The 21,126-nt window shown below is 43.0% G+C and carries 21 protein-coding genes; 7 read left to right on the top strand and 14 right to left on the bottom strand.

From position 1 onward, the window contains the following. Positions 1 to 51: 51 nt before the first annotated feature. Complete coding sequence (locus E2R65_RS15685; RefSeq protein ID WP_134337422.1) at positions 52 to 633, bottom strand: C40 family peptidase; 582 nt, start codon at positions 631 to 633, stop codon at positions 52 to 54. Positions 634 to 1,166: 533 nt separating this feature from the next. Here E2R65_RS15685 and pdhA point away from each other — a divergent pair. From pdhA to E2R65_RS15670, 3 genes are all read left to right on the top strand, one after another. Beyond that, the gene (gene pdhA, locus E2R65_RS15680) at positions 1,167 to 2,162 is read left to right on the top strand and encodes a pyruvate dehydrogenase (acetyl-transferring) E1 component subunit alpha (protein WP_134337421.1); all 996 of its coding nucleotides are present in this window, start codon (positions 1,167 to 1,169) and stop codon (positions 2,160 to 2,162) included. 34 nt (positions 2,163 to 2,196) lie between these two features. Further along, entirely contained in the window at positions 2,197 to 3,912 is a 1,716-nt protein-coding gene (locus tag E2R65_RS15675; RefSeq protein WP_134337420.1) for a pyruvate dehydrogenase complex dihydrolipoamide acetyltransferase, read from the top strand. 198 nt (positions 3,913 to 4,110) lie between these two features. Beyond that, on the top strand, positions 4,111 to 4,890 hold the full coding sequence (locus tag E2R65_RS15670) for a M90 family metallopeptidase (protein WP_134337419.1): 780 nt from the start codon (positions 4,111 to 4,113) through the stop codon (positions 4,888 to 4,890). An 87-nt stretch (positions 4,891 to 4,977) separates the two neighbouring features. Here E2R65_RS15670 and E2R65_RS15665 read toward each other — a convergent pair whose 3' ends face one another. Next, on the bottom strand, positions 4,978 to 6,900 hold the full coding sequence (locus E2R65_RS15665) for a vWA domain-containing protein (protein ID WP_134337418.1): 1,923 nt from the start codon (positions 6,898 to 6,900) through the stop codon (positions 4,978 to 4,980). Between the two features lie 84 nt (positions 6,901 to 6,984). Between E2R65_RS15665 and E2R65_RS15660 the strand changes: the two genes are divergently transcribed. Both E2R65_RS15660 and E2R65_RS15655 read left to right on the top strand, forming a co-directional pair. Continuing rightward, positions 6,985 to 7,557, top strand: a complete 573-nt coding sequence (locus E2R65_RS15660) for an RNA polymerase sigma factor (protein ID WP_134337417.1) — start codon at positions 6,985 to 6,987, stop codon at positions 7,555 to 7,557. After that, positions 7,547 to 8,869: an energy transducer TonB gene (locus tag E2R65_RS15655; protein ID WP_134337416.1), complete on the top strand. Its 1,323-nt coding sequence runs from the start codon at positions 7,547 to 7,549 to the stop codon at positions 8,867 to 8,869. The genes E2R65_RS15660 and E2R65_RS15655 overlap by 11 nt, the downstream gene beginning before the upstream one ends. Before the next feature lie 55 nt (positions 8,870 to 8,924). On the opposite strand, the gene E2R65_RS15650 is transcribed toward E2R65_RS15655, so the two are convergent. From E2R65_RS15650 to E2R65_RS15605, 10 genes are all read right to left on the bottom strand, one after another. After that, a complete protein-coding gene (locus E2R65_RS15650) occupies positions 8,925 to 9,647 on the bottom strand; it encodes a DUF4197 domain-containing protein (RefSeq protein WP_134337415.1) in 723 nt (240 codons plus the stop codon). Between the two features lie 68 nt (positions 9,648 to 9,715). Next, complete coding sequence (locus tag E2R65_RS15645) at positions 9,716 to 10,723, bottom strand: inorganic phosphate transporter (protein WP_134337414.1); 1,008 nt, start codon at positions 10,721 to 10,723, stop codon at positions 9,716 to 9,718. Between the two features lie 21 nt (positions 10,724 to 10,744). Next, the gene (locus E2R65_RS15640) at positions 10,745 to 11,395 is read right to left on the bottom strand and encodes a DUF47 domain-containing protein (protein WP_121248252.1); all 651 of its coding nucleotides are present in this window, start codon (positions 11,393 to 11,395) and stop codon (positions 10,745 to 10,747) included. A gap of 48 nt (positions 11,396 to 11,443) precedes the next feature. After that, complete coding sequence (locus E2R65_RS15635) at positions 11,444 to 12,508, bottom strand: sensor histidine kinase (protein ID WP_134337413.1); 1,065 nt, start codon at positions 12,506 to 12,508, stop codon at positions 11,444 to 11,446. A 49-nt stretch (positions 12,509 to 12,557) separates the two neighbouring features. Next, positions 12,558 to 13,088 (bottom strand): YceI family protein, encoded by a 531-nt coding sequence (locus E2R65_RS15630; RefSeq protein WP_134337412.1) that lies wholly within the window; start codon positions 13,086 to 13,088, stop codon positions 12,558 to 12,560. A 66-nt stretch (positions 13,089 to 13,154) separates the two neighbouring features. Next, on the bottom strand, positions 13,155 to 14,465 hold the full coding sequence (locus tag E2R65_RS15625; protein WP_134337411.1) for a carbohydrate porin: 1,311 nt from the start codon (positions 14,463 to 14,465) through the stop codon (positions 13,155 to 13,157). A gap of 25 nt (positions 14,466 to 14,490) precedes the next feature. Then, positions 14,491 to 15,135: an HD domain-containing protein gene (locus E2R65_RS15620; RefSeq protein ID WP_134337410.1), complete on the bottom strand. Its 645-nt coding sequence runs from the start codon at positions 15,133 to 15,135 to the stop codon at positions 14,491 to 14,493. Positions 15,136 to 15,198: 63 nt separating this feature from the next. Then, entirely contained in the window at positions 15,199 to 15,429 is a 231-nt protein-coding gene (locus tag E2R65_RS15615; RefSeq protein ID WP_134337409.1) for a helix-turn-helix domain-containing protein, read from the bottom strand. A 189-nt stretch (positions 15,430 to 15,618) separates the two neighbouring features. Then, positions 15,619 to 16,014, bottom strand: coding sequence for a hypothetical protein (locus tag E2R65_RS15610; RefSeq protein ID WP_134337408.1), 396 nt, complete (start codon positions 16,012 to 16,014; stop codon positions 15,619 to 15,621). Positions 16,015 to 16,106: 92 nt separating this feature from the next. Further along, positions 16,107 to 17,282 carry a THUMP domain-containing class I SAM-dependent RNA methyltransferase gene (locus tag E2R65_RS15605; RefSeq protein WP_134337407.1) on the bottom strand — a complete coding sequence of 392 codons (1,176 nt, stop codon included), beginning with the start codon at positions 17,280 to 17,282 and terminating at the stop codon, positions 16,107 to 16,109. 84 nt (positions 17,283 to 17,366) lie between these two features. Here E2R65_RS15605 and E2R65_RS15600 point away from each other — a divergent pair, with 84 nt between their 5' ends. Beyond that, positions 17,367 to 17,729 (top strand): DUF3127 domain-containing protein, encoded by a 363-nt coding sequence (locus tag E2R65_RS15600; protein ID WP_134337406.1) that lies wholly within the window; start codon positions 17,367 to 17,369, stop codon positions 17,727 to 17,729. A 98-nt stretch (positions 17,730 to 17,827) separates the two neighbouring features. On the opposite strand, the gene E2R65_RS15595 is transcribed toward E2R65_RS15600, so the two are convergent. Together E2R65_RS15595 and E2R65_RS15590 are read right to left on the bottom strand one after the other, a co-directional pair. After that, positions 17,828 to 18,136, bottom strand: coding sequence for a hypothetical protein (locus E2R65_RS15595; protein ID WP_134337405.1), 309 nt, complete (start codon positions 18,134 to 18,136; stop codon positions 17,828 to 17,830). Between the two features lie 65 nt (positions 18,137 to 18,201). Continuing rightward, positions 18,202 to 19,086, bottom strand: coding sequence for a T9SS type A sorting domain-containing protein (locus E2R65_RS15590; RefSeq protein WP_134337404.1), 885 nt, complete (start codon positions 19,084 to 19,086; stop codon positions 18,202 to 18,204). Between the two features lie 132 nt (positions 19,087 to 19,218). Here E2R65_RS15590 and E2R65_RS15585 point away from each other — a divergent pair, with 132 nt between their 5' ends. Beyond that, complete coding sequence (locus tag E2R65_RS15585) at positions 19,219 to 21,048, top strand: sensor histidine kinase (protein ID WP_134337403.1); 1,830 nt, start codon at positions 19,219 to 19,221, stop codon at positions 21,046 to 21,048. Positions 21,049 to 21,126: the final 78 nt, after the last annotated feature.

Raw genomic sequence — 21,126 nt, 5'->3', positions numbered from 1 at the left:
AAAATCCTTTCATGCTGATGAAAGGATCTGGGATATTTAATTTAGGTTTACTTAGTTAGCTTGGTCTTCGGCAGCCGTAGTTGATGCGGTTGACAGTTCGTTTTTGAACGACTCCAGCAAGCGGCCACCTTTATAAAAGTAGCGGCTATAGTAGGCATCGTCTAAACTGCTTATGGCAACACCTTTTGATGACGCGTGTGCAAACCTGTTATTACCCAGGTAAATGCCAACGTGTGAAATGCTGCGGCTGTGAATTTTAAAGAAAACAAGATCACCTTCTTTCAGGTCGTCTTTACCAACAGGGTTAACCATGCTGAAAATATCGCGTGAACTGCGGCGAATGGTAAGGTTAAACACGTCTCCGTATAATTGCTTGGTGAATGCAGAACAATCAATGCCTTTTCTTGAGCTGCCGCCAAAACGGTAAGGAGTACCTATCCAATCATAAACAAAATGAAAAAGTTTCATGTTTGAGGTTGCTGAAACGGCAACACCCATTATCTGTGAAAGGTAATCTTTTGCTAAACTCTCTTGCTCGGCAGATTCCGCGGCTTGAGTTGGAACATTTTTTGTTTGAGCCTGTGCGGCTAAAACGCTCAGAAATAGTGCAATAGCAATTGTAATTTTCTTCATTTAATGTCTTTAATTGCTGAATCAGGGCAGCAAATGTATATTAAATTGGACGCTGTGTCTATTGTTGGATACAAAACTATCCAATATTTTTAAATTACCAAATTAATCTAAAGATTTTTTTCTGTTACGAAAGAGATAATATTTTTAACTATTGTTAATAATGTATCGAATTTGAATAAGCCGGCCCGTTTGAATTTCACGAATAGAAATTTATTTGCCGGATTGTGAATTTTGACAGATATGTTAATGTTTTTGTAAACGTACTATTCATTACAACGCCTGCCCTTGCTTAAATGAGTTATCTGGATTTTTTTTACTGGAAGATTATTGTGTGGGCCTTTCATTTACCCTTATATAACCACTATAAAGGGTCGCTATTCCAAATGAAATTTTGTGATTTAAGCGTTTAGCTTAACTGCCGAAAATATAAGCTGCAGTTTTCCAAATAAAACTTTACAACAAATTCATTGCAGTTTCGGTTATTTGCAGGATATAATTAGATTTGCACATTCTCTAAGAATTGTTTTAAATAAATGAGTTCAATCGAAATAACTAAAGACACCTACCTGATGTGGTATGAGTCTATGCTTTTAATGCGGAAATTCGAAGAAAAAACAGGTCAGTTATACGGCCAGCAAAAGATCCGCGGGTTTTGTCACCTCTACATTGGCCAGGAAGCTGTTTTAGCTGGTGCTATGTCGGTAATACGGCATGAGGATAGCTTGATAACCGCTTATCGCGACCATGCCCATGCTTTGGCAAAAGGTACTTCGCCCAACGCTGTTATGGCCGAGATGTATGGTAAAGTAACCGGATGCTCTAAAGGTAAAGGTGGCTCGATGCACATGTTTGATAAAGAAAACCATTTTTATGGCGGGCATGGTATTGTAGGCGGCCAGGTGCCAATGGGTGCAGGTATTGCCTTTGCCGAAAAATATAAAGGTACCGATAACGTTAATATTGCCTATATGGGTGATGGTGCCGTTCGCCAGGGTGCATTAACCGAAACATTTAACATGGCTGCGCTGTGGAAATTGCCGGTAATTTTTGTTTGCGAAAACAATGGTTACGCCATGGGTACATCGGTAGAACGTACTACGATACAAACAGATATTTATAAATTGGGTTTACCTTACGGCATTCCTTCATCACCGGTTGATGGTATGGACCCTGTTGCAGTACATAATGCAATGGACGAGGCTGTATCACGCGCACGCCGCGGCGAAGGCCCAACCTTTTTAGAAATGCGTACCTATCGTTTTAAAGGTCACTCGATGAGCGATCCGCAAAAATACCGCACTAAAGAAGAGTTGGAAAGCTATAAAACCAAAGACCCTATTGAAACGGTAAAGCTTACCATCCAAAAAGAAGGTTACGCTGATGATAAGTGGTTTGAGGAGATCGAAGCAAAAATTAAAGCACAGGTAGAAGAATCGGTAAAATTTGCTGAAGAATCACCATGGCCGGATGCATCAGAACTTTATACTGATGTATATGTGCAAACTGATTATCCTTACATCCGCGACTAATTATTACACCTAAAATATTAGCAACAAACAGTATATGGCTGAAGTAGTTAAAATGCCCAAAATGAGCGATACCATGACCGAAGGGGTATTGGCAAAATGGCATAAAAAAGTTGGCGATGCAGTAAAATCCGGCGATGTTTTAGCCGAGATAGAAACTGATAAAGCCACGATGGATTTTGAATCGTACCAGGACGGCACCGTGCTTTATATTGGTGTTGAAGAAGGCAACGCAGTACCTGTTGATGCTGTAATAGCAATTTTGGGTAAAGAAGGTGAAGATTATAAAGCTCTTTTAGATGGCGAAGGTACTGCACCTGCAAAAGCTGAAGAGAAACCGGCCGCTGAAGAAAAACCTGCGGAAACTAAACCGGCAGTTGTCGAAGATAAAAAACCGGCCGCAACTGCAGAGAGATCTGCATCTGCAAAACCAAAGGTTGATACATCAAGCATACCGGCTACCGTAATACGCATGCCGTTGTTAAGCGATACCATGACAGAAGGTACCATCGAAAAATGGAACTTTAAAGTTGGGGATAAAGTAAAGGCAGACGACTCATTAGCTGATGTGGCAACCGATAAGGCTACCATGGAGGTTGTGGGTTATGAAGCAGGCACACTATTATACATTGGTGTTAAAGAAGGCGAAGCTGCACAGGTAAACGGTATTATTGCCATTGTGGGCAAAGAAGGTACAGATATACAGCCCTTGCTGGATAACGCTGACGGTGCCGACGGTACTGCAGAACAATCACAAGAAAGCGAAAGTACTACCGAAGAAAAAGCTGAAACTACAGCTGCACCTGCCGAAGCTGCATCAACAGGCGCTAACGCTGATGACAGCCGCGTTAAGGCATCCCCTTTAGCCCGTAAAATTGCTAAAGACAAAGGCATTAACTTAAATGATGTTAAAGGCAGCGCAGAAGGCGGCCGCATCATTAAAAAAGATATAGAGAGCTATACACCATCTGCAAAACCTGCAGAAACCGCTAAACCGGCAGAACAAGGCGCCCCAGCGGCGGCTACACCTGCCGAAAAAGCACCGGTTGTATTGCCAACCTACACAGGCGAAGAAAAATTCAGCGAAAGGCCGGTTACGCAAATGCGTAAGGCTATCAGCCGCAGGTTATCAGAAAGCTTGTTTACTGCGCCGCACTTTTATGTTACCATGGCCATTGATATGGACCAGGCAATTGTCGCCCGTGGTAAAATGAATGATATTGCGCCTGTTAAGATCTCGTTTAACGATTTTGTAGTAAAAGCTGTGGCGGTTGCCTTAAAACAACATCCGGCCATTAACTCATCGTTCCTGGGCGATAAGATCCGTACCAATGAGCATGTGCATATTGGCGTGGCCGTAGCGGTAGACGAAGGTTTGCTGGTACCGGTTATTAAATTTGCTGATGGTAAAACGTTAAGCCATATCTCGCAAGAGGTAAAAGAGTTTGCCGGTAAAGCCAAAGGCAAAAAATTACAACCCGCCGAAATGGAAGGCTCAACATTCACCATATCCAACCTGGGTATGTTTGGTGTAGACGAGTTTACAGCGATCATTAACACACCAAATGCTTGTATATTGGCCGTTAGCGGCATTGCACAAGTACCGGTTGTTAAAAATGGTGCGGTTGTACCGGGCAACGTAATGAAAGTTACCCTAAGTGCAGATCACCGTGTGGTAGATGGCGCATCAGCAGCGGCATTCCTGCAAACACTAAAAGCACTGTTAGAAGAGCCTGTAAGGCTACTGATATAAGCCGGAAGTCCATAGTTGGAAAGTCCGAAAGATTAAAGAAAGCGATGGGGATACTCATCGCTTTTTTCGTATAGGTATTTGCTAACACAGTTATACCGCCCAAAATTGTGATAGCTATAATACGGCTTGCAACGAACATTACTACCTGTTGTTGGTTATGTGGTCTTATTGAATATCATTCCTTTTAATAAAGCCGCTATGTTATATCTCCTAATTGCTATTGTTGTTATTATCAGTTTTACCCTGTTTCAACGCAAAAAGAAAAGGGCGCTTACCCAAAACATCCTTACCGATACGCAGAAGCAATTGCTTATACAGCATATCGAATACTATAATAAGCTATCTGATACCGATAAGCTTTATTTTGAAGACAGGGTTGAACAATTTCTGGATGCCGTAAACATAGAAGGTGTGGGCTTAGAGCTAAACGACACCGACCGTATGATGGTGGCATCCAGTGCGGTGATCCCCATTTTTGCGTTTAAAGACTGGACCTACCGCAACGTAACCAATGTGCTTTTATACCCGAATACCTTTGATAAAGAATTTCAGTTTGAGGGCAACGAAGGCGAAGGGCGCAACATTATGGGTATGGTTGGCAGCGGTTATATGAACGGGCAAATGATCCTTTCGCGCAATGCGCTTGTTAAAGGATTCTCCAAAAATAACGGAAAAGAAAATACCGGCATCCACGAGTTTGTGCACTTGCTGGATAAGGCAGATGGCGCCACAGATGGCATCCCCGAAGGATTTTTGCCGACTGAATATATTAAACCATGGATAAGCATGATGCACCAGGAAATTCATAAGATAGAGGCGGGGCGTTCAGACATTGATGTGTATGCCACCACAAATGAAGCGGAATTTTTTGCCGTGGTATCTGAATACTTTTTTGAAAAACCCGAACAATTCCAAACCAAGCACCCGGAATTGTATAATATGCTGAGTAAAACATTTGGGCAGGACCCCGCTAAATAACAGGCGGGTAAATGACGAAAATGCTTGTCATCCTGAGCCCGTCGAAGGACTAATGATTCGACAGGCTCATCATGACATGGCGAATAACTATTCTCCTTCCCCAACTTTTGCTAAAGCTGACGACTTACTTAATAGTCTGGCGCTTTCTGCCAGGCGGATAAATTCTGCACGGTAGCCTTCGGCATCATCGCCTTTGCCTGCACGGGCGGTGGCAATGGCATGGGCAAAGCTGGCTTTCTGTTTAAACTTGGAATCGCGCAGCAGCATACCTACTTCGGCTACAGCCGATGAAAATTTGAAATCGACAGAAGCGGCTTTAAAATCAACCGGTTTATCGTACACCACGGCTTGGCTCAGTTTGCTTTTAGAGGATACCGGCTCTTTATACCTGAATTTGATGGTCATCATTTCTGCAGATGGATTCAGATCGGCCTTATTTGCTTTAACTTTTTGATATTTTAACGGGTCTACACTCACCATATAATCATCTTTTATCCCGGCAGGTACAATCTCATAAAAGGCGGTTACGGTATGGCCGCTGCCCATGTCGCCGGCATCTTTTTTATCGTCGTTAAAATCTTCTTTGTTCAGGATGCGGTTCTCATAACCCAATAAGCGGTAGGCCTGCACTTTGGCCGGGTTAAACTCTATTTGTAACTTAACATCTTTGGCAACGGTAAATAAGGTGCCGCCAAATTCGCTCACTAAGGTTTTGCGGGCTTCGGTAATGTTATCAATGTAGGCATAGTTGCCATTACCTTTATCGGCCAGGGTTTCCATCTTGCTATCTTTATAATTACCCATGCCATAACCCAATACGGATAGAAAGATCCCGCTTTCGCGTTTCTTTTCTATCAGCTTTTCCATGTCATCGTCGCCGGATGCACCCACATTAAAGTCGCCGTCTGTAGCCAAAATAATGCGGTTATTACCTTTGGACATCAGGTTTTCTGCGGCAATTTTATACGCCAGTTTAATACCTTCGCCGCCCGCGGTTGAGCCGCCTGCGCTTAGGTTATCAATGGCGTTTTTAATGGTTTCTTTTTTATCACCACCGGTAGCCGGCAGTACTACGCCTGCGGCACCTGCATAAACAACCAGGGCAACTTTATCTTGCGGGCGCAACTGATCTACCAGCATTTTTAAGGATGATTGTACCAGCGGCAGTTTGTTCGGGGCGCTCATCGAGCCCGATACATCTATCAGGAAAACGAGGTTTGACGCCGGCAGGTTTTTAACAGGGGTGGTTTTTGCCTTTAAGCCGATGCGCAACAGGCGGTGACTGGTATTCCATGGGGCAGATGAAAGTTCGGTATGGATGGCTACCGGGCCGCCATCTGTTGGGCCGGCAAGGTTGTAGTTGAAATAATTGATCATCTCTTCTACCCGTACGGCATCCGCCGGGGGGAGTTGTCCGTTATTAATAAAGCGCCTTATGTTACTGTACGATGCCGCATCAACATCAACAGAAAAAGTGGAGAGTGGTGTAGCTGCTGCGTTGGTAAAAGTGTTTTCGGTAATGCCTTTGTAACTTTCGTTATCACTAACAGGTGCGGGCATATAAGCAAAGCTGTTGGCTCCCCTTATCATAACATTAGCAGCAGCGCCAGGTTGGCCGTTGATAGCCAAGCCTGCTACCTTGCCGGATAGCTGCTTGCTTTTATCCCGTGTTTGATAGCCGGCTACCGCCACCACCTCGCTAAGTGTAGCCGCACTGGCGGTTAATTTAACATCTATTTTATTTTTACTACCTACCATAACCAATTGCGATTGGTAACCGATAAAGTTAAATACCAGCGTAGCGCCACTATCTGGCACTGTAATAGCGTAACCGCCTTTGGTATTGGTTACGGTGCCGGTGTTGGTTCCTTTTAAGATAATACTTACCCCGGGGATGGGCTGGCCATCATCTGCTGCAGTAACTGTTCCGGTAATGATACGGTTGGCCGCGGCGCCTTTAAACCCGGTAAAGGCGGCAAGCAGCATCATAATTAATAATAGCTTTTTCATATTCCGTTATGTTTTATGGGTAGGATGCAGTGCAGATAGGATTTCCATAAGCCATTAAAAAAAATTATTTTGCACCTCTCTTGAATGAAATTTTTTAACCGGCCAGTTAAACCAGAAGATACCGACGACGAGCAGCTACTGAACAGCTACCGTGCTACCCGCGACTTAAAGTTGCTGGGCAAGCTGTATGAGCGCTACATGCCGCTGGTTTACGGTGTGGCTTTAAAATATTTAAAGGAGGAAGAGCCGGCGCAGGATGCCGTAATGGCCATATTTGAAGAGCTGGCACAAAAGGTGCATCAGCATGATGTAAAACAATTCAGGAGCTGGTTATATGTTTTTAGCCGTAACCACTGCCTGATGCAGTTGCGGGCCGGTAAAAAAATGGAGACGGTGGGTTTAGATGAATTTATGGAATTTACACCGGTTTTGCATCCTGATACCGAAAGCCGGGAAGAAGCCATGCAAGCCCTGGAGCGGTGCCTGGATAAATTAACGGTGCCCCAAAAACAGAGTGTACGGTTATTTTACCTGGACGAGAAATGTTATAAGGATGTGGCCGATGAAACCGGCTATACCCTAAACGAGGTAAAAAGTTATATACAAAACGGAAAGCGCAACCTTAAAATTTGCCTGGAGAAGAACAGTGGACAATAAAAGGGCCGACATATCGCAAATACAGAAGTACCTGAATGGGGAACTTGATGCCAAAGCTATGCACCAACTGGAGCGCGAGGCACAGCACGATCCGTTTTTGATGGATGCGCTGGAAGGCTATGATTTGGCCAAAGCCGGGCAGCAGGATAATATTGCGGCCCTGCAGGCCCGTTTAAATGAGCGTACTGCCACTAAAACCCGCCGCATGATACCGTGGGCGGTAACTGCTGTTGCCGCTGTTGTAACAGGCTTTGCTGTAATTTTAGGTGTATTGTATCATAACAATCAAAACGTGTCGACAAACACCCAGGTAGCGATGAACCAGCCGGCTAAAAACAAACAGCCGGATACAGCACTTGCCCTTAGTGATAAAAGCAAAGCTTTTAATGCGCCGGGAGCGATGAGATATGCACCAAGCCTATCACAAGAGGGGGGCGTAAAACAACCGGTTTTTGCCGGGCATGTAAAACGCCAAAGAACTACGCAGCCTTTATCTGAAATTGCAATAGCCGATGCTGCACCCGTTGCTGCACCTGCTGCCGATAGCCCAAGCCTTGATGAAACGGTGGTGATGAGCTACATGGCCGCCAATAAAAAAACGGATACTGTTTTACTGGGTGGCGATAAAATAGCTACTACCAACAATTATTCATCTTTAAATATATTAAAAAGCAAAGCCGACGGGGCCATGATGAAACCGGCAGAACGGTCACAAAACAGTGCTTATGCACTGGCAAAGGCAAATTTGCCGCCAAACCTGGTAAAAGGCGTAGTGATAGACCGGCGAGATGGAATGCCTTTGCCGGGCGTATCTGTTAACGTTGTAGGTAAGCCTATAGGTACACAAACAGATGTTAACGGTAAGTTTACCTTGCCTAATGTTAAAAAAGATGAAAACCTCGCTTTTGGTTACGTTGGCTATGGTACAAAAACGCTTGCACTGCGGGGAAGCGATAGCTTGAAGATTGAGCTGGAAGGTAGTACAAACTCGTTAAGTGAGGTAGTGGTGGTTAATACCAAACCGGTAGCCAGGCAGCCTAAAGCGCACCCGCGCACCGGCTGGGATAACTTTAAAAGTTACCTTACAAATAACGCCGTTGCACCAAATGATAAAGAGGGTGCCGTTACGCTGCAGTTTACCGTAAGCCCGGATGGCAGCCTTAAAAATATTAAAGTAATTAAAAAGCTTAACCCGGGGGCAGACCAGGAAGCTATCCGGCTGTTGCAGCAGGGGCCGCCCTGGGTTGGCAACACCAGCGGCAAGCCCGAAGCAGTAGAAATAAAAATCAGCTTTAAAAAGGCTGTGAATTAATGATGGGCCTGTATATAGCGATGGGTATAAAACCCATCGTTATACGGTTATATAATTACCTCTTATTCTTATCGTAATAACTAAATACCTTTTGTAATAAAGGCGTGGTGCGTGCACCCAGGTTTTGGCGGATGTTAAGCTCTTCCTGGGCTATCTCTACAAACAGGCCGTCAATCGCTTTTTGGGTAACATAGTCGGTAATATCGGGGTTTACCTTGCTTACAAACGGCACTTTATTGTAGGCGTTAGCAGCATCGGTATAATACTTGGTAGCGCCCACTTTGTTTAAGCTGTTTTGTATAACAGGTTTAAAGCTGGCCGCTAATTGTGCGGTAGTAGTGCGTTTAAAGTATTGTGTCGCTGCATCCTGGTTGCCTAATAAAATGTTGGTTACATCAGTTAAGGTCATTTGTTTAATAGCATTTACAAAAATGGGTTTGGCTTTTCCTGCTGCATCTTCTGCGGCGCGGTTAAGAGAAAGTATCACATTATCGGCCAATTTGCTTAAGCCAATGCTGCGCAGTGTTTTTTCAACTTTTTGGGCTTCGGGCGGGAACAGGATCTTTACAGCTGCATTGCCAAAAAAACCGTTAATAGATGATAACTGGTCCGAGCTTTTATTAGTGCCCAGTTCAAGCGCCTGTTTAAGGCCGTTGTTTATTTCCAGGTTGGTAGGTTTACCGTATTGCTGGATAGTAGTTTGTGCTACCTGGTTCAGTGTATCGCAGCTGCAAAATAAAATAAACAGGAGGGGAATAAGGATAAGTGCTTTTTTCATGGTGGTGTTAAAGCAAAATTGCTGCCAGTGTATGGCAGCAATTTTATAGTTTAGTTATGTTTTATGAGTTACCAGTGCCTTACCAGCATAAATACAAGCCCGGCAATAAGGGCCGAAATGGGGATGGTAATTACCCACGCCCATAACAGGTTTACGGTAACACCCCAGCGCACAGCCGATACACGTTTTGTTAAACCCACACCGATAATAGAACCGGTGATGGTATGCGTGGTAGATACAGGTATGGCAAAGTGCTCGGTAATAAACAGGGTTACAGCACCTGCTGTTTCTGCAGCAACACCCTCAAGCGGTGTTATTTTTGTTATTTTAGACCCCATGGTTTTAACGATCTTCCAACCGCCAGACATAGTACCCAATGCAATTGCAGTATAGCACGCCAGCGGGATCCACTCGGGCATGGCAGAACCGCTGCTGATAACTTTTGCAGCCACTAAGCTTACATATAAAATACCCATTACTTTTTGCGCATCATTAGTACCATGCGCAAAACTTAATGCAGCGGCAGATACCAGTTGCAGCCTTTTAAACCAACGCTCGGCGGTAACAGGCTTGGCCCGTTTACAGATATGCAAAATAATGATGGTTATAAAATAGGCAATAAATAAACCGATGAACGGCGCCAGCACAATGTAGGCTATAATTTTAAAGATGTAGGCTGAGTTAATGGCAGCAAAGGCATGCTGGCCCATAAACAGGGCGTTGGTAATACCCGCCCCTGCAAAGCCACCGATAAGGGTATGCGATGAGCTGGACGGGATGCCAAACCACCAGGTGGTAAGGTTCCAGGTAATGGCGGCTATCAGGCCGGCCAGTACCACATGCAGGGTAATAAACTCTTCGTGAACGGTTTTGGCAACCGTATTGGCTACTTTATGGTCTTTAATAAAAAAGTAAGCGGCAAAGTTAAATACCGCTGCAAGTAATACCGCCTGAAAAGGCGTTAATACTTTGGTAGATACAATGGTGGCTATAGAGTTGGCCGCATCATGAAAACCATTGGTATAATCAAAAATAAGCGCCAGGGCAACTACAGCAACAAGTAGGGTGGTAACCATTTAAACGGATTTAAATTATGCTTAGGCGTTTTTAATTAATATCGATTCCATTACATTGGCAGCATCTTCGCACATATCTGTAGCAGTTTCCAGCGCAGCTAATATCTCTTTGTATTTAATAAGTCGTATAGCATCTGTCTCATACAAAAACAGGTCGGCAACAGCGCGGTCAAATACATAGTCGGCCTGGTTTTCAACACTGTTAATGCGGATGCACGAATCTGCAATGGCGCGTACATTCCTCAGATCTTTAAGCTCGCGTACGGCTTTTTCCAGATCGGTACCGGCCTGCAAAATCAATTCTGATAATTTGCGGATATGCTCATTAAAATCGTCGATTTTGTAAAGCAGCATCCGGTTGGCTGCGCCATGTATATAATCGGCAATGTCATCAATCGCGGTAGCTAAGGCATGTATATCCTCACGATCAAAAGGGGTGATAAAGTTTTTGCCCAGCTCCAGGTATATCTGGTGGGTAAGTTCGTCACCTTTATTCTCCAGCTTATCTATCTGCCTGAAAAGCTCTTCGCGCGTGGCAGGGTTAACCGAGTTAACGGCTTCAACCAAAATGGTTGACATGCTTACTACGTTACTTGCAGCCTGTTCAAAAAGCGGGAAGAATGTTTTTTTATCCTTAGGAACAAAATATTGGAAAATACTGTTAAGTGACATCTTGCTAATAAATTTTTGTAAAGGTAAGGTTGCTATGTTAAGTTAATGTTAACTTTTTAGTACCGGTATGTTTGGAAAAGGTAAACTTTGCCGGGCTATTTGCAAGGTAAACCCGAAGGTAGAACCCATGCCTTCGGTACTGCGCACGTTAATAGTTTGCTGGTGTGCTTCTACAATATGCTTAACAATGGCAAGCCCCAGGCCCGAGCCGCCAATTTGCCTTGACCGGCTGGTATCTGTACGGTAAAACCTTTCAAATAAGCGGGGTAAAAACTTTTCTTCAATGCCTATGCCATCATCGGTAACTTCTACCAATACCTGTTCGTGCAGTGTAAATATACTTACAGATGTGTTACCGCCCTCTTTGCCATACTTAAACGAGTTATCGATAAGGTTTACCAGCACCTGTCGTATTTTCTCGCGGTCGGCGTTCACAAATATGCCGTCGTCGTATTTCTGTTTAAATGTTAACTTAATATTGTGCTGTTTAGATTTTAGCTCCAGCGATTCAAAAACTTCTTTAACCAGGTCATTGATCTTGAATTTACTGTAGTTGATCGGAATTTCTCCTGATTCCAGTTTAGAGATCTCGTCCAGATCATGGATCAGGTAACTCAGCCGGTCAACATTTTTGGATGCTTTTTCTAAAAACTGTACAGCAAGCTCCTTATCCTCTAAACCATCATCCTGCAAAGCTTCTATATAACCCTGTATGGCAAAAAGCGGGGTTTTAAATTCGTGCGATATATTCGATAAAAAGTCCCTCCGGAATTTCTCTTGCTTTTTCAGGTCATCTATCTCTGTTTTTTTTAACCTGGCCCATTCCTTTACCTCCTGCTCTACATCGTTAATAGGGTCTGCGCTAACATGTTCGCCCAATGCATCGCGCAGGTCGCGGCCAAGCTTAAGGTTATGAATAAGTTTATAGATCAGCTTTATTTTTGAGTAGATGTACTTTTCTATCAGATAATAAAAAACAATGTAGCTGGTAATAAATGTAACCAGGAAGGTGATCATCACATCGTACCACTTGTGCTGAAAGTAGTAGTTTACTGCCGATAAAGTAATAGCGACCGCGGCAGCGTTTATTAAAATGAGAACGCGCAATTTCATAGCATAAAGTTACTACAAAACTGCGCGTTACAGTATTAATATATCGTTATTATTTTGTGGCTTCGGCTTCAAAATTAATGGTAACATCATCGCTCATGGTCATGCTGTTGCCGCCAATGGCAAAATCTTTACGGTTAATTTTAAAGCTGCCCTTAAACAGGTTGCCTGCGGTGGTTTCTACGTAAGAAAAAGGTATTTCAACGGCCTTGGTCCGGCCTTTAATCGACAAATTAAACTGCCCGATATAACTTTTACCGCTTTTTTTGAATGACACGGAAGACAGGCTCATTTTAGGGTATTTTTCCACGTCGAAGTAGTCATCCTTTTTCAGGTGCGCATCGCGCATGTCGTTATCGGTGTTAATGGTATTCACATCAGCAGTGGCTTCTATTTTACCTGCTGCCAGATTTGTTGGATCGAAATTAATATCACCCTGTATGCCCCCAATGGTACCACCCGTTTTAATCCCCAGGTTTTTTAACTCGAAGGATATTTTGGATTTGGTGATATTGGATCTGGTTTGTGCAAATGCACCGGTGCTTGCAATAATTAATGCTATGGCTGCTATGACGTTTTTCATGTTGCGTGTATGACGGCTTTTAACCCGGCTGGTTTAATGCGTGATGATCTTTAATTGATGCTGATCTTAAAATTCAACATGTGCCCTTAGCGAAAACACGTTTACCGGCCCGCGATCGTGATTGTAAGCAGGGTTGGCTATAAACTGGTAATCGGGCGATAGCCAAAGCTTATGCTGATAGGCATTAAGTTTATAATATACTTCGGCGATCAATTCCGGCGAGTAGTTCAATTGCCCATCACCGATAATAAAGCCGTAGCCGCCTGCTGCCAGGTAGTCCTGGTGGTCTTTAGAGATACCGTTGCCTACAAATGCCAAACCAATTTCATCATCCTTGCGGCTCCAGGAGTTGCCTCTCAGCGTAGCACCCAGGCTTAATGAACGGTCTATCTCGGTAAATGCCCAGGTTTCGGTTTTGCCATCATTATAACTTGCTTTTGCAAATACGCCAAAATCGTTGCTCAGGTATTGATCGGCACTGATGCCAAAACCGTATTTGTGTTTGCCGTAGGTAAGGTTTGCGTCAACATCCGGTGCAGATGGGTTGGCAGCTATGGCATCCCGGTAAACGCCCATTTTGCCATTATTGCGGAAGGCCAGTAACCTTACTGTTCCTTTTTGCCCGTTTAGGGTGTAGCGTTTTTCATACTCCAGAGTTTGGGTATTGGCGTGTTTTAGCTGCTGGTCCCAAATGGCGCCATTGGCAGATGTGGTGGTCATGGTGAATGCAAAACGCAGGTTCCAGCTTGGTTGGGCAAGATCGGCCACTGCACCAAAAACGTAGCCCCTGGTATTAGCCGGGTAATCCCATGCGGCATTGTCCATTAAGCTCCAGTTCATAAATTGCGAACGGGCATCGTGGCTAAACTCGTTGCCGTCAAAAAAATCGGCCATACCAAATTTACCAACAGTAACCTTTAGGTAACGTTTGCTGCGCAGGCCTGCTAATTGGTTTACATCATCGTCTATAGCTTCTTTCTCGTTACCCCATTCAAAGTATTGCGATAAGTATAACCGGGCTATGTAAATTTTAGGTTCGGCACCGCCCACACGAAAAGTTTCGCCATTAGGGAAACCTGCAATGCCCAGCGTTTTGCTTAAGCCCGATCCGCCGCTCATTTCGGGGTTAAAGTAGGCCTCGGCGCCTTTCCATAAACGCGCGCCGCCAAACAGCGTGGTTGTTAAGGATGATTGTGTTTCTTCGCCGGTTAGTAAACTGTTGGCGCCGGTGTAAGGCGCACTAAAGGATGGCTTGTATTGTGTAATTACAGTTTGCTGAAAGTGTACGTTAAAACGTTGATTTTTAACGGTATCCTGCGCGGCTGCAAAATTAGTTATTGCCAGTGATGCAAATAGTAATAGTAACGTTTTTTTCATGTTAAAGAAATGTAGGGTGGGGTATTTATTGCACTTCCAGATAAAATTGCTTTAAAAAGCTTTCCATAAAATCATGGCGCTGCAAGGCAAGCTGCTTGCCCGTATCCGTGTTCATTTTATCTTTTAGCAGCAGTAGTTTTTCGTAAAAGTGATTAATGGTGGGGGCGGTAGTGTTTTTGTATTCTTCTTTGCTCATGCTTAGGTTGGGCTGAATGGCAGGGTTATAAATCTCCCTGTTTTTAAAGCCTCCGTAGGTAAACGCACGGGCAATGCCAATGGCGCCAATAGCATCAAGCCGGTCGGCATCCTGTACTATGGCTAATTCTTTAGAATGAAAGGTTACCTTGTTAAAGCCGGCCTTGAAAGACATATGCCTGATGATCTGCTGAACATGTTCAACAACATCGCCATCAACATCAATACCTGTTAAAAAATTGCCGGCAGTTGCCGGGCCAATTTCCTCATCCCCGTTATGGAATTTGCTGTCGGCAATATCATGCAGCAGCGCCGCAAGTTCCACAACAAACAGGTCGCATTCCTCGGTTCGGGCTATTTGTTTAGCGTTGGTCCAAACACGGTGAATATGCCACCAATCATGCCCGCCTTCGGCATCCTTTAGGGTATCCTGTACAAATTTTATGGTTTGTTCAACTATTGCGGGTTTGATCATATCTGCAAATTGGGTTTGCAAATATAACAGCTACGGGCTATGTTAACTTCTTTTTTTCGCCATTCAGGCAGCTTCCGTCTCTTCTGTGCTAATAAGCCCCATTAAATCGGTATCTAAAACATCTGCTATCTGAAAAAGGCGCTCAACCGTAATTTTTGTATAGCCTAATTCAATTTTGCTGTAAGCATTTTGCGATATACTTAATTTAGCAGCCAGATACTCCTGAGTGTAGTTTAATTCTTCGCGCTTGTTGCGGATGTTGGTTGCAACAGCCTTTATCTTATTATTCAGCATCTTACTTATATTTAATAATTGGGTATTCAATATTATAATACGAGATTGATGTGGCAACGGATTTTTTTTTGCAGTCCTTTTTGAAAGTTTTTTTCGTTCCGCTATATTTTATTCCGGATGAAGGGTTTTGCGCAAAACAGGTGTGTAAATTATAAAAGCGACCAACTGCCGCTTTTATAATTCATTTTTTTATTCTGCATCGTACTTAACCACTACGGTGGGCAGCAAAGTGGCTGCATTTAGCGGGATCTGGTCATTGGCAATAATGGGGCGCCGGCGTTTATAAAACTCATATGCCTCGCTTTGCACATAGGCCACCCCGGTAGCCGGGTTATTAAAACTGATGGAAAAAGGGATGATAAAATCATGGAATTTCTCCTTGTTAGGGATGATCCATTTTTTTGTAGATTTTTTTAAAGCCTCAATTGCCGGGATGGTCAGCAGGTAATCATCGGCATAATAAATAACCAGTTTAGACAGGTTGCCATCAACATCAGCAGTAAATTTTATAACCGCAACGCCTGCTGCCTTATTATTTATAATATCCGGGCTAACCACCAGGTTGTTCTTAAAAAAACTTTTCATTACGGGTGCCCCTCCTTGAAAAGGAAAGGCAAGATCCTCTTGCGCTTGCGCGTAAAAAGAGATGAGTAAGAGTGCTGATACGATCAGTTTTTTCATTCTGTTTCTTTTGGTTGGCGTTTGGTGCCTTCATACAACTCATATTCAAATAAGCGGCAATCCAGTTTACCATTGTAAAATTCTATCCGTCGGGCGGCTTTCAACCCTATCTTTTTAGCCAGATCCGGGTTGCCGGTAAAAACGTATCCGCGATAGCCCAGGCATTTCTTTTTCAAAAAATCGCCCATACGTTTATAGGTAATTTCCAGCTTGGTATGTACGCCAAGGCGTTCGCCATACTCCGGGTTAAACATAATTACGCCGCCGCCTTCGGGCACCTCGGTTTCTTCAAAATCACAAACGTAAAACTCAATTAAATGTTCTACCCCTGCAGTGTTTGCGTTTTTACGGGCTATATCAATGGCATCGTCAGAAATATCTGTAGCGATGATCTTAAAATCAACCGCTTTTTTAGCCTTATCCTTCAATTTACGGCGTTCTGTAAAAAATTCCTGCTCATCATAACCCATTAGGTGCATAAAGCCGTAATTCATCCTAAACAGGCCCGGGTGCTTATCGGTAGCCAGCAATGCAGCTTCAATAGCCAGCGTGCCAGATCCGCACATGGGGTTAATAAAGGTACTGTTCCTATCCCAATTGGTAGCCATAATGGTTGATGTAGCCAGTGCCTCCAGCATGGGGGCCTTACCGGGTATTTTACGATAGCTGTGCTTGGCAAGTGTTTCGCCCGAGGTATCCAGGTAAATATCGGCCTTATCGTCCTGCCAGTACAGGCTCACCACCGTTTTATTGGCATCAGCGCCTGAATTTGGGCGGATGCCTTTTTTATCTTTTATCCGGTCTACAATGGCATCTTTAACCTTAACATTGGCAAAAAGCGGCGTAAGTATATGTTCGTTATTTACGTTTGATGTTACCGAAAAATAGCCCGAAAAATCGATGTATTCTTCCCATTCTATCTGCACAAGTTCGTCATACAGTTGTTTAGGGTCGGCTGCGGTAAAGCTTTTAAGCAGGTATAACACCTGGCTTGCACAGCGCAGGTTAAGGTTTAACGCAATCGTATCTGTTACGGTACCCATCAGCTCTACGCCGGTTTGGAAAACGCGTGTGGGTTTAAAGCCTAATGCTTCAACCTCTTGCTGCAGGTAAGGCGACAGCCTTTTGTTGCAGGTGATAATGATCTTACTCTCGGTGTGGAAAACTTGCATAATTATTTTGCGAATTTATGAATTAAATACGCCGCTATTTAATTTCATACTATTAACTTTACATTTTAAATATTTTCTGCAATTATGGAAGTTAAAGGTAAGGTACACGAGGTATCGGCAACACAACAGGTTACCGAGTCGTTAAAAAAGAGAGAATTGATACTTGAATACATCGAGAACCCGCAATATCCCGAGTATTTAAAGTTTGAAGCTATACAAGACCGCTGCAATTTATTAGATAACGTTAAGGTTGGTGATGATATTGAGGTGTTTTTTAATTTAAGAGGGCGCCCCTGGACAGATAAAACAGGTAAAAAGTCGTACTTCAATTCACTACAGTTGTGGAAGATCAACGCATTAAGCGCGGCCGGTTCAACATCAGTACCTGAGTATGCTGCTCCTGCAGATATCAGTTCGGCACCTGATGATGATGATTTGCCATTCTAAAGCCGATAGGCTGTTTAGTTTGCTTATCGCAAATTCACAAAAAAAGTCTTTCTGAATATGAATATTCGGGAGGACTTTTTTTGTGAAAGTACTTACAATCAAATATGTCTTTCGCTTATTTTTTTTAGATTTTTATCATAGGTGCCCACATAGTTACTTTTTATAAATGTAATTGTAACTCCTGCCGCATTTTTAAAAACCCCTACACTCGATGAATGAACCTCTTTAATTTTTTTAAAGTTTTCATCGTAAGTTGAATAATAATTACTTTTTAAAAAAACTATAAAATCAAGACCAAAACCACACAATTCTCCAACTGAAGAAGCGTGTGATTCTTTTGTTTTTTTACCGTAACTATCAAATATCTGATAATAATTGCTTTTTAATTGAACGTCTGAAATTGCCATGTGAAAGGTTAGGTTTAATGTGAGAATTATACTTTAAAGTTGTTAATATAATCAATTATAAGATGCTATTCCTTAACTATTTTTTTTACAGATGTGGCTGCACCCTGTTTTATCAACAGATAGTAAACGCCATTTATTGGTAATATTGTTTTTTTGCTAAAACTACCCGCTACTACTTTATCAGCCCATAAAATAGTGCCTTTAGTATCGTAAAATTTAGCTTCTGCCGGGGTTTTTGCCGGCAGATTGAATGATAATACTGTTTTACCGGTAGAAAACTCCGGCAGCAGGTTAAGGTTGTTAATGGCTAATTCGGCCTTATCAGTACCGGCAATACGCATGGCTTTTTCTTTAGATGCATCAGATACATTAAAGCTGATGTTGGTGCTGATACCATCGTTATCTGTATTGGTGTAATTAAAATTTTGTGTATTGCGGCCGGCAGGTGCAATTATTTGTTTGTGTTTAGGCATATCAAAACTAAACGTTTTCAGGTCCATCGGCGGCAGGTCGTTATCAAAACGGTACGTAAATGCCTGTACGCTATCTGCTCCTTTTAGTTTTCTTAAATGAATTTTAACCTCTTTTTTGCTGCTATCCAAACCGGCAATTTGGGGCAGATCGTTGCGGGTGGTGCTTCGCTCAATAATAACATCATGGTTATTGCCGCTGTTAATTCTTTTTTTAATGGTTATTGTAGCATTAACAGGGCCGGATGCAGCCGGGGGAATGGGGGTTTGCGGCAGATTATTTATTTCGGCCAAGGCATTGCTGCGTTCTGCGGGCGATAGTTTTTTAATATCCTTGCCGTTAACGGTGGTATCGCCATTAACAATCTGTATCTCTATACTTTTTTGAGTTTGGGCCAATACCAGCGGTGGCAGGCCCAGTATGGCTATCAGCGCAACCGAAAATATCAACTCAAAGCCCGGTTTAAATATTTTATTCATTGTTGTGTTATTAAGGTTAAAAGCAAATTTATAAAACGGTTAGCAATCACTAGGTTAAAAGCGATAAAGTAATTTGTTAAAATTTGTTAAAAGCAATTGTTCTCATATAATTTAAAATATTTTTGTGATTGCATGAAAAAGAAGAGCATTGCACTTATAATTGGTTTAATGGGGTTTGGACTGCTGGGTGTGGTGGTGATGCAATTATATTTTTTGCGCCAGTCTTACCAAATGCAGTCCGAACTTTTTAACCGTTCTGTTAACGAAGCGCTGGGTAATGTAGTATCAAAGGTGGCCAAGCAGGACGCGCTTAATTTCTTAAATGCCAAAAGCGAAGAGAAGAATAAGCTACCGGTTAAGCAGACAAAAATAGTTGACCGGCAAACCGAAATAAGCATCAACGGCAGTAAAAGCCGTATGGGCGATAACCTGGTCATCAAAAAGAAGCAAAGTAAGCGCGAACGTAAGCTGGCTATGCTGCGCGATAGCTTAAAGCGGATGATACTGCACAAAAAGATGGATGATGATGTGGCCGCCCTGATGCAGCAGGGATCTGTGAATTTGCGTATCCGCATTGAGCAGTATATTGATGAATTTGGTGAACTGCACGGGCGTTTTATACCCGAGCTTGTAAAAGCGGCACCCGTATCATTAAAAAAGCAAAAACTGCATAAGTTTGATACCCTGCGATATACTTACATCGACCCCCAGTTTGGCCCTCAGGTAATATCGGTACCACACCTTAACCCCGAGTGGTTAAGGCAACAGGAGCGCAATCAAAAAGAACGGCAGTTTAAGCAGGTAAAAAAAATGCTGGAAACTGATTCATTGGAGAACGCAACGCCTGATAATAAAAAGCCCAGTGTGATCGAAAATCTTGCCGAAGAATACCGCAAAAGCGATGAGCCGCTGGATAAGCGTTTAAATAATTTCTGGATAGATTCGTTACTGAGGTTTGAGTTGCATAACCGCGGGATTTTCCTGCCGTTTAGCTACGAAGTAAGCACCGCTAACAGCGACTCACTTATTTTTTCGAGCGCAATGGATCTTAAAGGTATAAAACCGCAATTCATCCCGGCTTATACCTATCAAAAAGCGATTTTTAGTAACGAACTGATCAATGACCCGGGTAAAATAAAAATATTTTTTCCGCAAAAAAGTTCATTTATTTTAGGGAACATGACGGCCTCTATCGGTACAACCGGCGGTTTGTTGTTTGTGCTGGTATTTTGCTTTGGTTACACCATATTTTCTATTCTGCGGCAAAAAAAGATCTCGGAAATGAAGATAGACTTTATCAACAACATGACCCACGAGTTTAAAACGCCGGTATCAACTATTATGATTGCCAGCGAGGCTTTAAAAGACGATGAGATTGCCGAAGATAAAACCCGTGTTGCCCGCCTGGCCAATGTTATTTATGAAGAAAACTTGCGCCTTGGCAGCCATATAGAACGTGTACTGAATATTGCCCGTATTGAAAAGAACGACTTTAAGCTTGAAAAAAAGAGGCTTGATGTGAACGATATGATTACCATTGTGCTGGATAGCATGGCACTTAAAATGCAAAAGCACGATGCCGCATTTACCTTAAACCTGGATGCCGAGCAGCCGGTTATTATGGCCGATGAACTGCATTTTACCAATGTAATGTATAACCTGATAGATAACGCCATAAAGTATAGTAAAGAGGCGCCGGAAATTGCCATTAGTACTGTAAACAGAAACGGTCACCTTGTTATTAAAGTGGCCGATAAGGGTATTGGCATGAGCCGCGACCAGCAGACTAAGATATTTGAACAGTTTTACCGCATACCAACAGGTAACCTGCACGATGTTAAAGGCTTTGGGCTGGGGCTAAGTTATGTTAATACGATAGTTAAGCGCCTGGATGGCACTATCAGCGTAAGGTCTGAAAAGGAAAAGGGGGCAGAGTTTGAACTTAAATTTCCTGTTGCTTAACAAAACCGGCCTTTTGCGGGCCGGATAGCCGGAAATAAATACATACAAATTATTATTATCTTAAGGGACTTACGGTTT

It is taken from the genome of Mucilaginibacter phyllosphaerae (genome assembly GCF_004378255.1).
Lineage (GTDB): Bacteria > Bacteroidota > Bacteroidia > Sphingobacteriales > Sphingobacteriaceae > Mucilaginibacter > Mucilaginibacter phyllosphaerae.
The sequence above is the reverse complement of the archived record's forward strand: the minus strand, read 5'-3'. Positions and strand labels throughout refer to the sequence as shown.

Coding starts and splice junctions, on each gene's coding strand:
- E2R65_RS15685 (WP_134337422.1), bottom strand. CDS start 633: ATGAAGAAAATTACAATTGCTATTGCACTATTTCTGAGCGTTTTAGCC.
- pdhA (WP_134337421.1), top strand. CDS start 1,167: ATGAGTTCAATCGAAATAACTAAAGACACCTACCTGATGTGGTATGAG.
- E2R65_RS15675 (WP_134337420.1), top strand. CDS start 2,197: ATGGCTGAAGTAGTTAAAATGCCCAAAATGAGCGATACCATGACCGAA.
- E2R65_RS15670 (WP_134337419.1), top strand. CDS start 4,111: ATGTTATATCTCCTAATTGCTATTGTTGTTATTATCAGTTTTACCCTG.
- E2R65_RS15665 (WP_134337418.1), bottom strand. CDS start 6,900: ATGAAAAAGCTATTATTAATTATGATGCTGCTTGCCGCCTTTACCGGG.
- E2R65_RS15660 (WP_134337417.1), top strand. CDS start 6,985: ATGAAATTTTTTAACCGGCCAGTTAAACCAGAAGATACCGACGACGAG.
- E2R65_RS15650 (WP_134337415.1), bottom strand. CDS start 9,647: ATGAAAAAAGCACTTATCCTTATTCCCCTCCTGTTTATTTTATTTTGC.
- E2R65_RS15645 (WP_134337414.1), bottom strand. CDS start 10,723: ATGGTTACCACCCTACTTGTTGCTGTAGTTGCCCTGGCGCTTATTTTT.
- E2R65_RS15640 (WP_121248252.1), bottom strand. CDS start 11,395: ATGTCACTTAACAGTATTTTCCAATATTTTGTTCCTAAGGATAAAAAA.
- E2R65_RS15635 (WP_134337413.1), bottom strand. CDS start 12,508: ATGAAATTGCGCGTTCTCATTTTAATAAACGCTGCCGCGGTCGCTATT.
- E2R65_RS15630 (WP_134337412.1), bottom strand. CDS start 13,088: ATGAAAAACGTCATAGCAGCCATAGCATTAATTATTGCAAGCACCGGT.
- E2R65_RS15625 (WP_134337411.1), bottom strand. CDS start 14,465: ATGAAAAAAACGTTACTATTACTATTTGCATCACTGGCAATAACTAAT.
- E2R65_RS15620 (WP_134337410.1), bottom strand. CDS start 15,135: ATGATCAAACCCGCAATAGTTGAACAAACCATAAAATTTGTACAGGAT.
- E2R65_RS15615 (WP_134337409.1), bottom strand. CDS start 15,429: ATGCTGAATAATAAGATAAAGGCTGTTGCAACCAACATCCGCAACAAG.
- E2R65_RS15610 (WP_134337408.1), bottom strand. CDS start 16,014: ATGAAAAGTTTTTTTAAGAACAACCTGGTGGTTAGCCCGGATATTATA.
- E2R65_RS15605 (WP_134337407.1), bottom strand. CDS start 17,282: ATGCAAGTTTTCCACACCGAGAGTAAGATCATTATCACCTGCAACAAA.
- E2R65_RS15600 (WP_134337406.1), top strand. CDS start 17,367: ATGGAAGTTAAAGGTAAGGTACACGAGGTATCGGCAACACAACAGGTT.
- E2R65_RS15595 (WP_134337405.1), bottom strand. CDS start 18,136: ATGGCAATTTCAGACGTTCAATTAAAAAGCAATTATTATCAGATATTT.
- E2R65_RS15590 (WP_134337404.1), bottom strand. CDS start 19,086: ATGAATAAAATATTTAAACCGGGCTTTGAGTTGATATTTTCGGTTGCG.
- E2R65_RS15585 (WP_134337403.1), top strand. CDS start 19,219: ATGAAAAAGAAGAGCATTGCACTTATAATTGGTTTAATGGGGTTTGGA.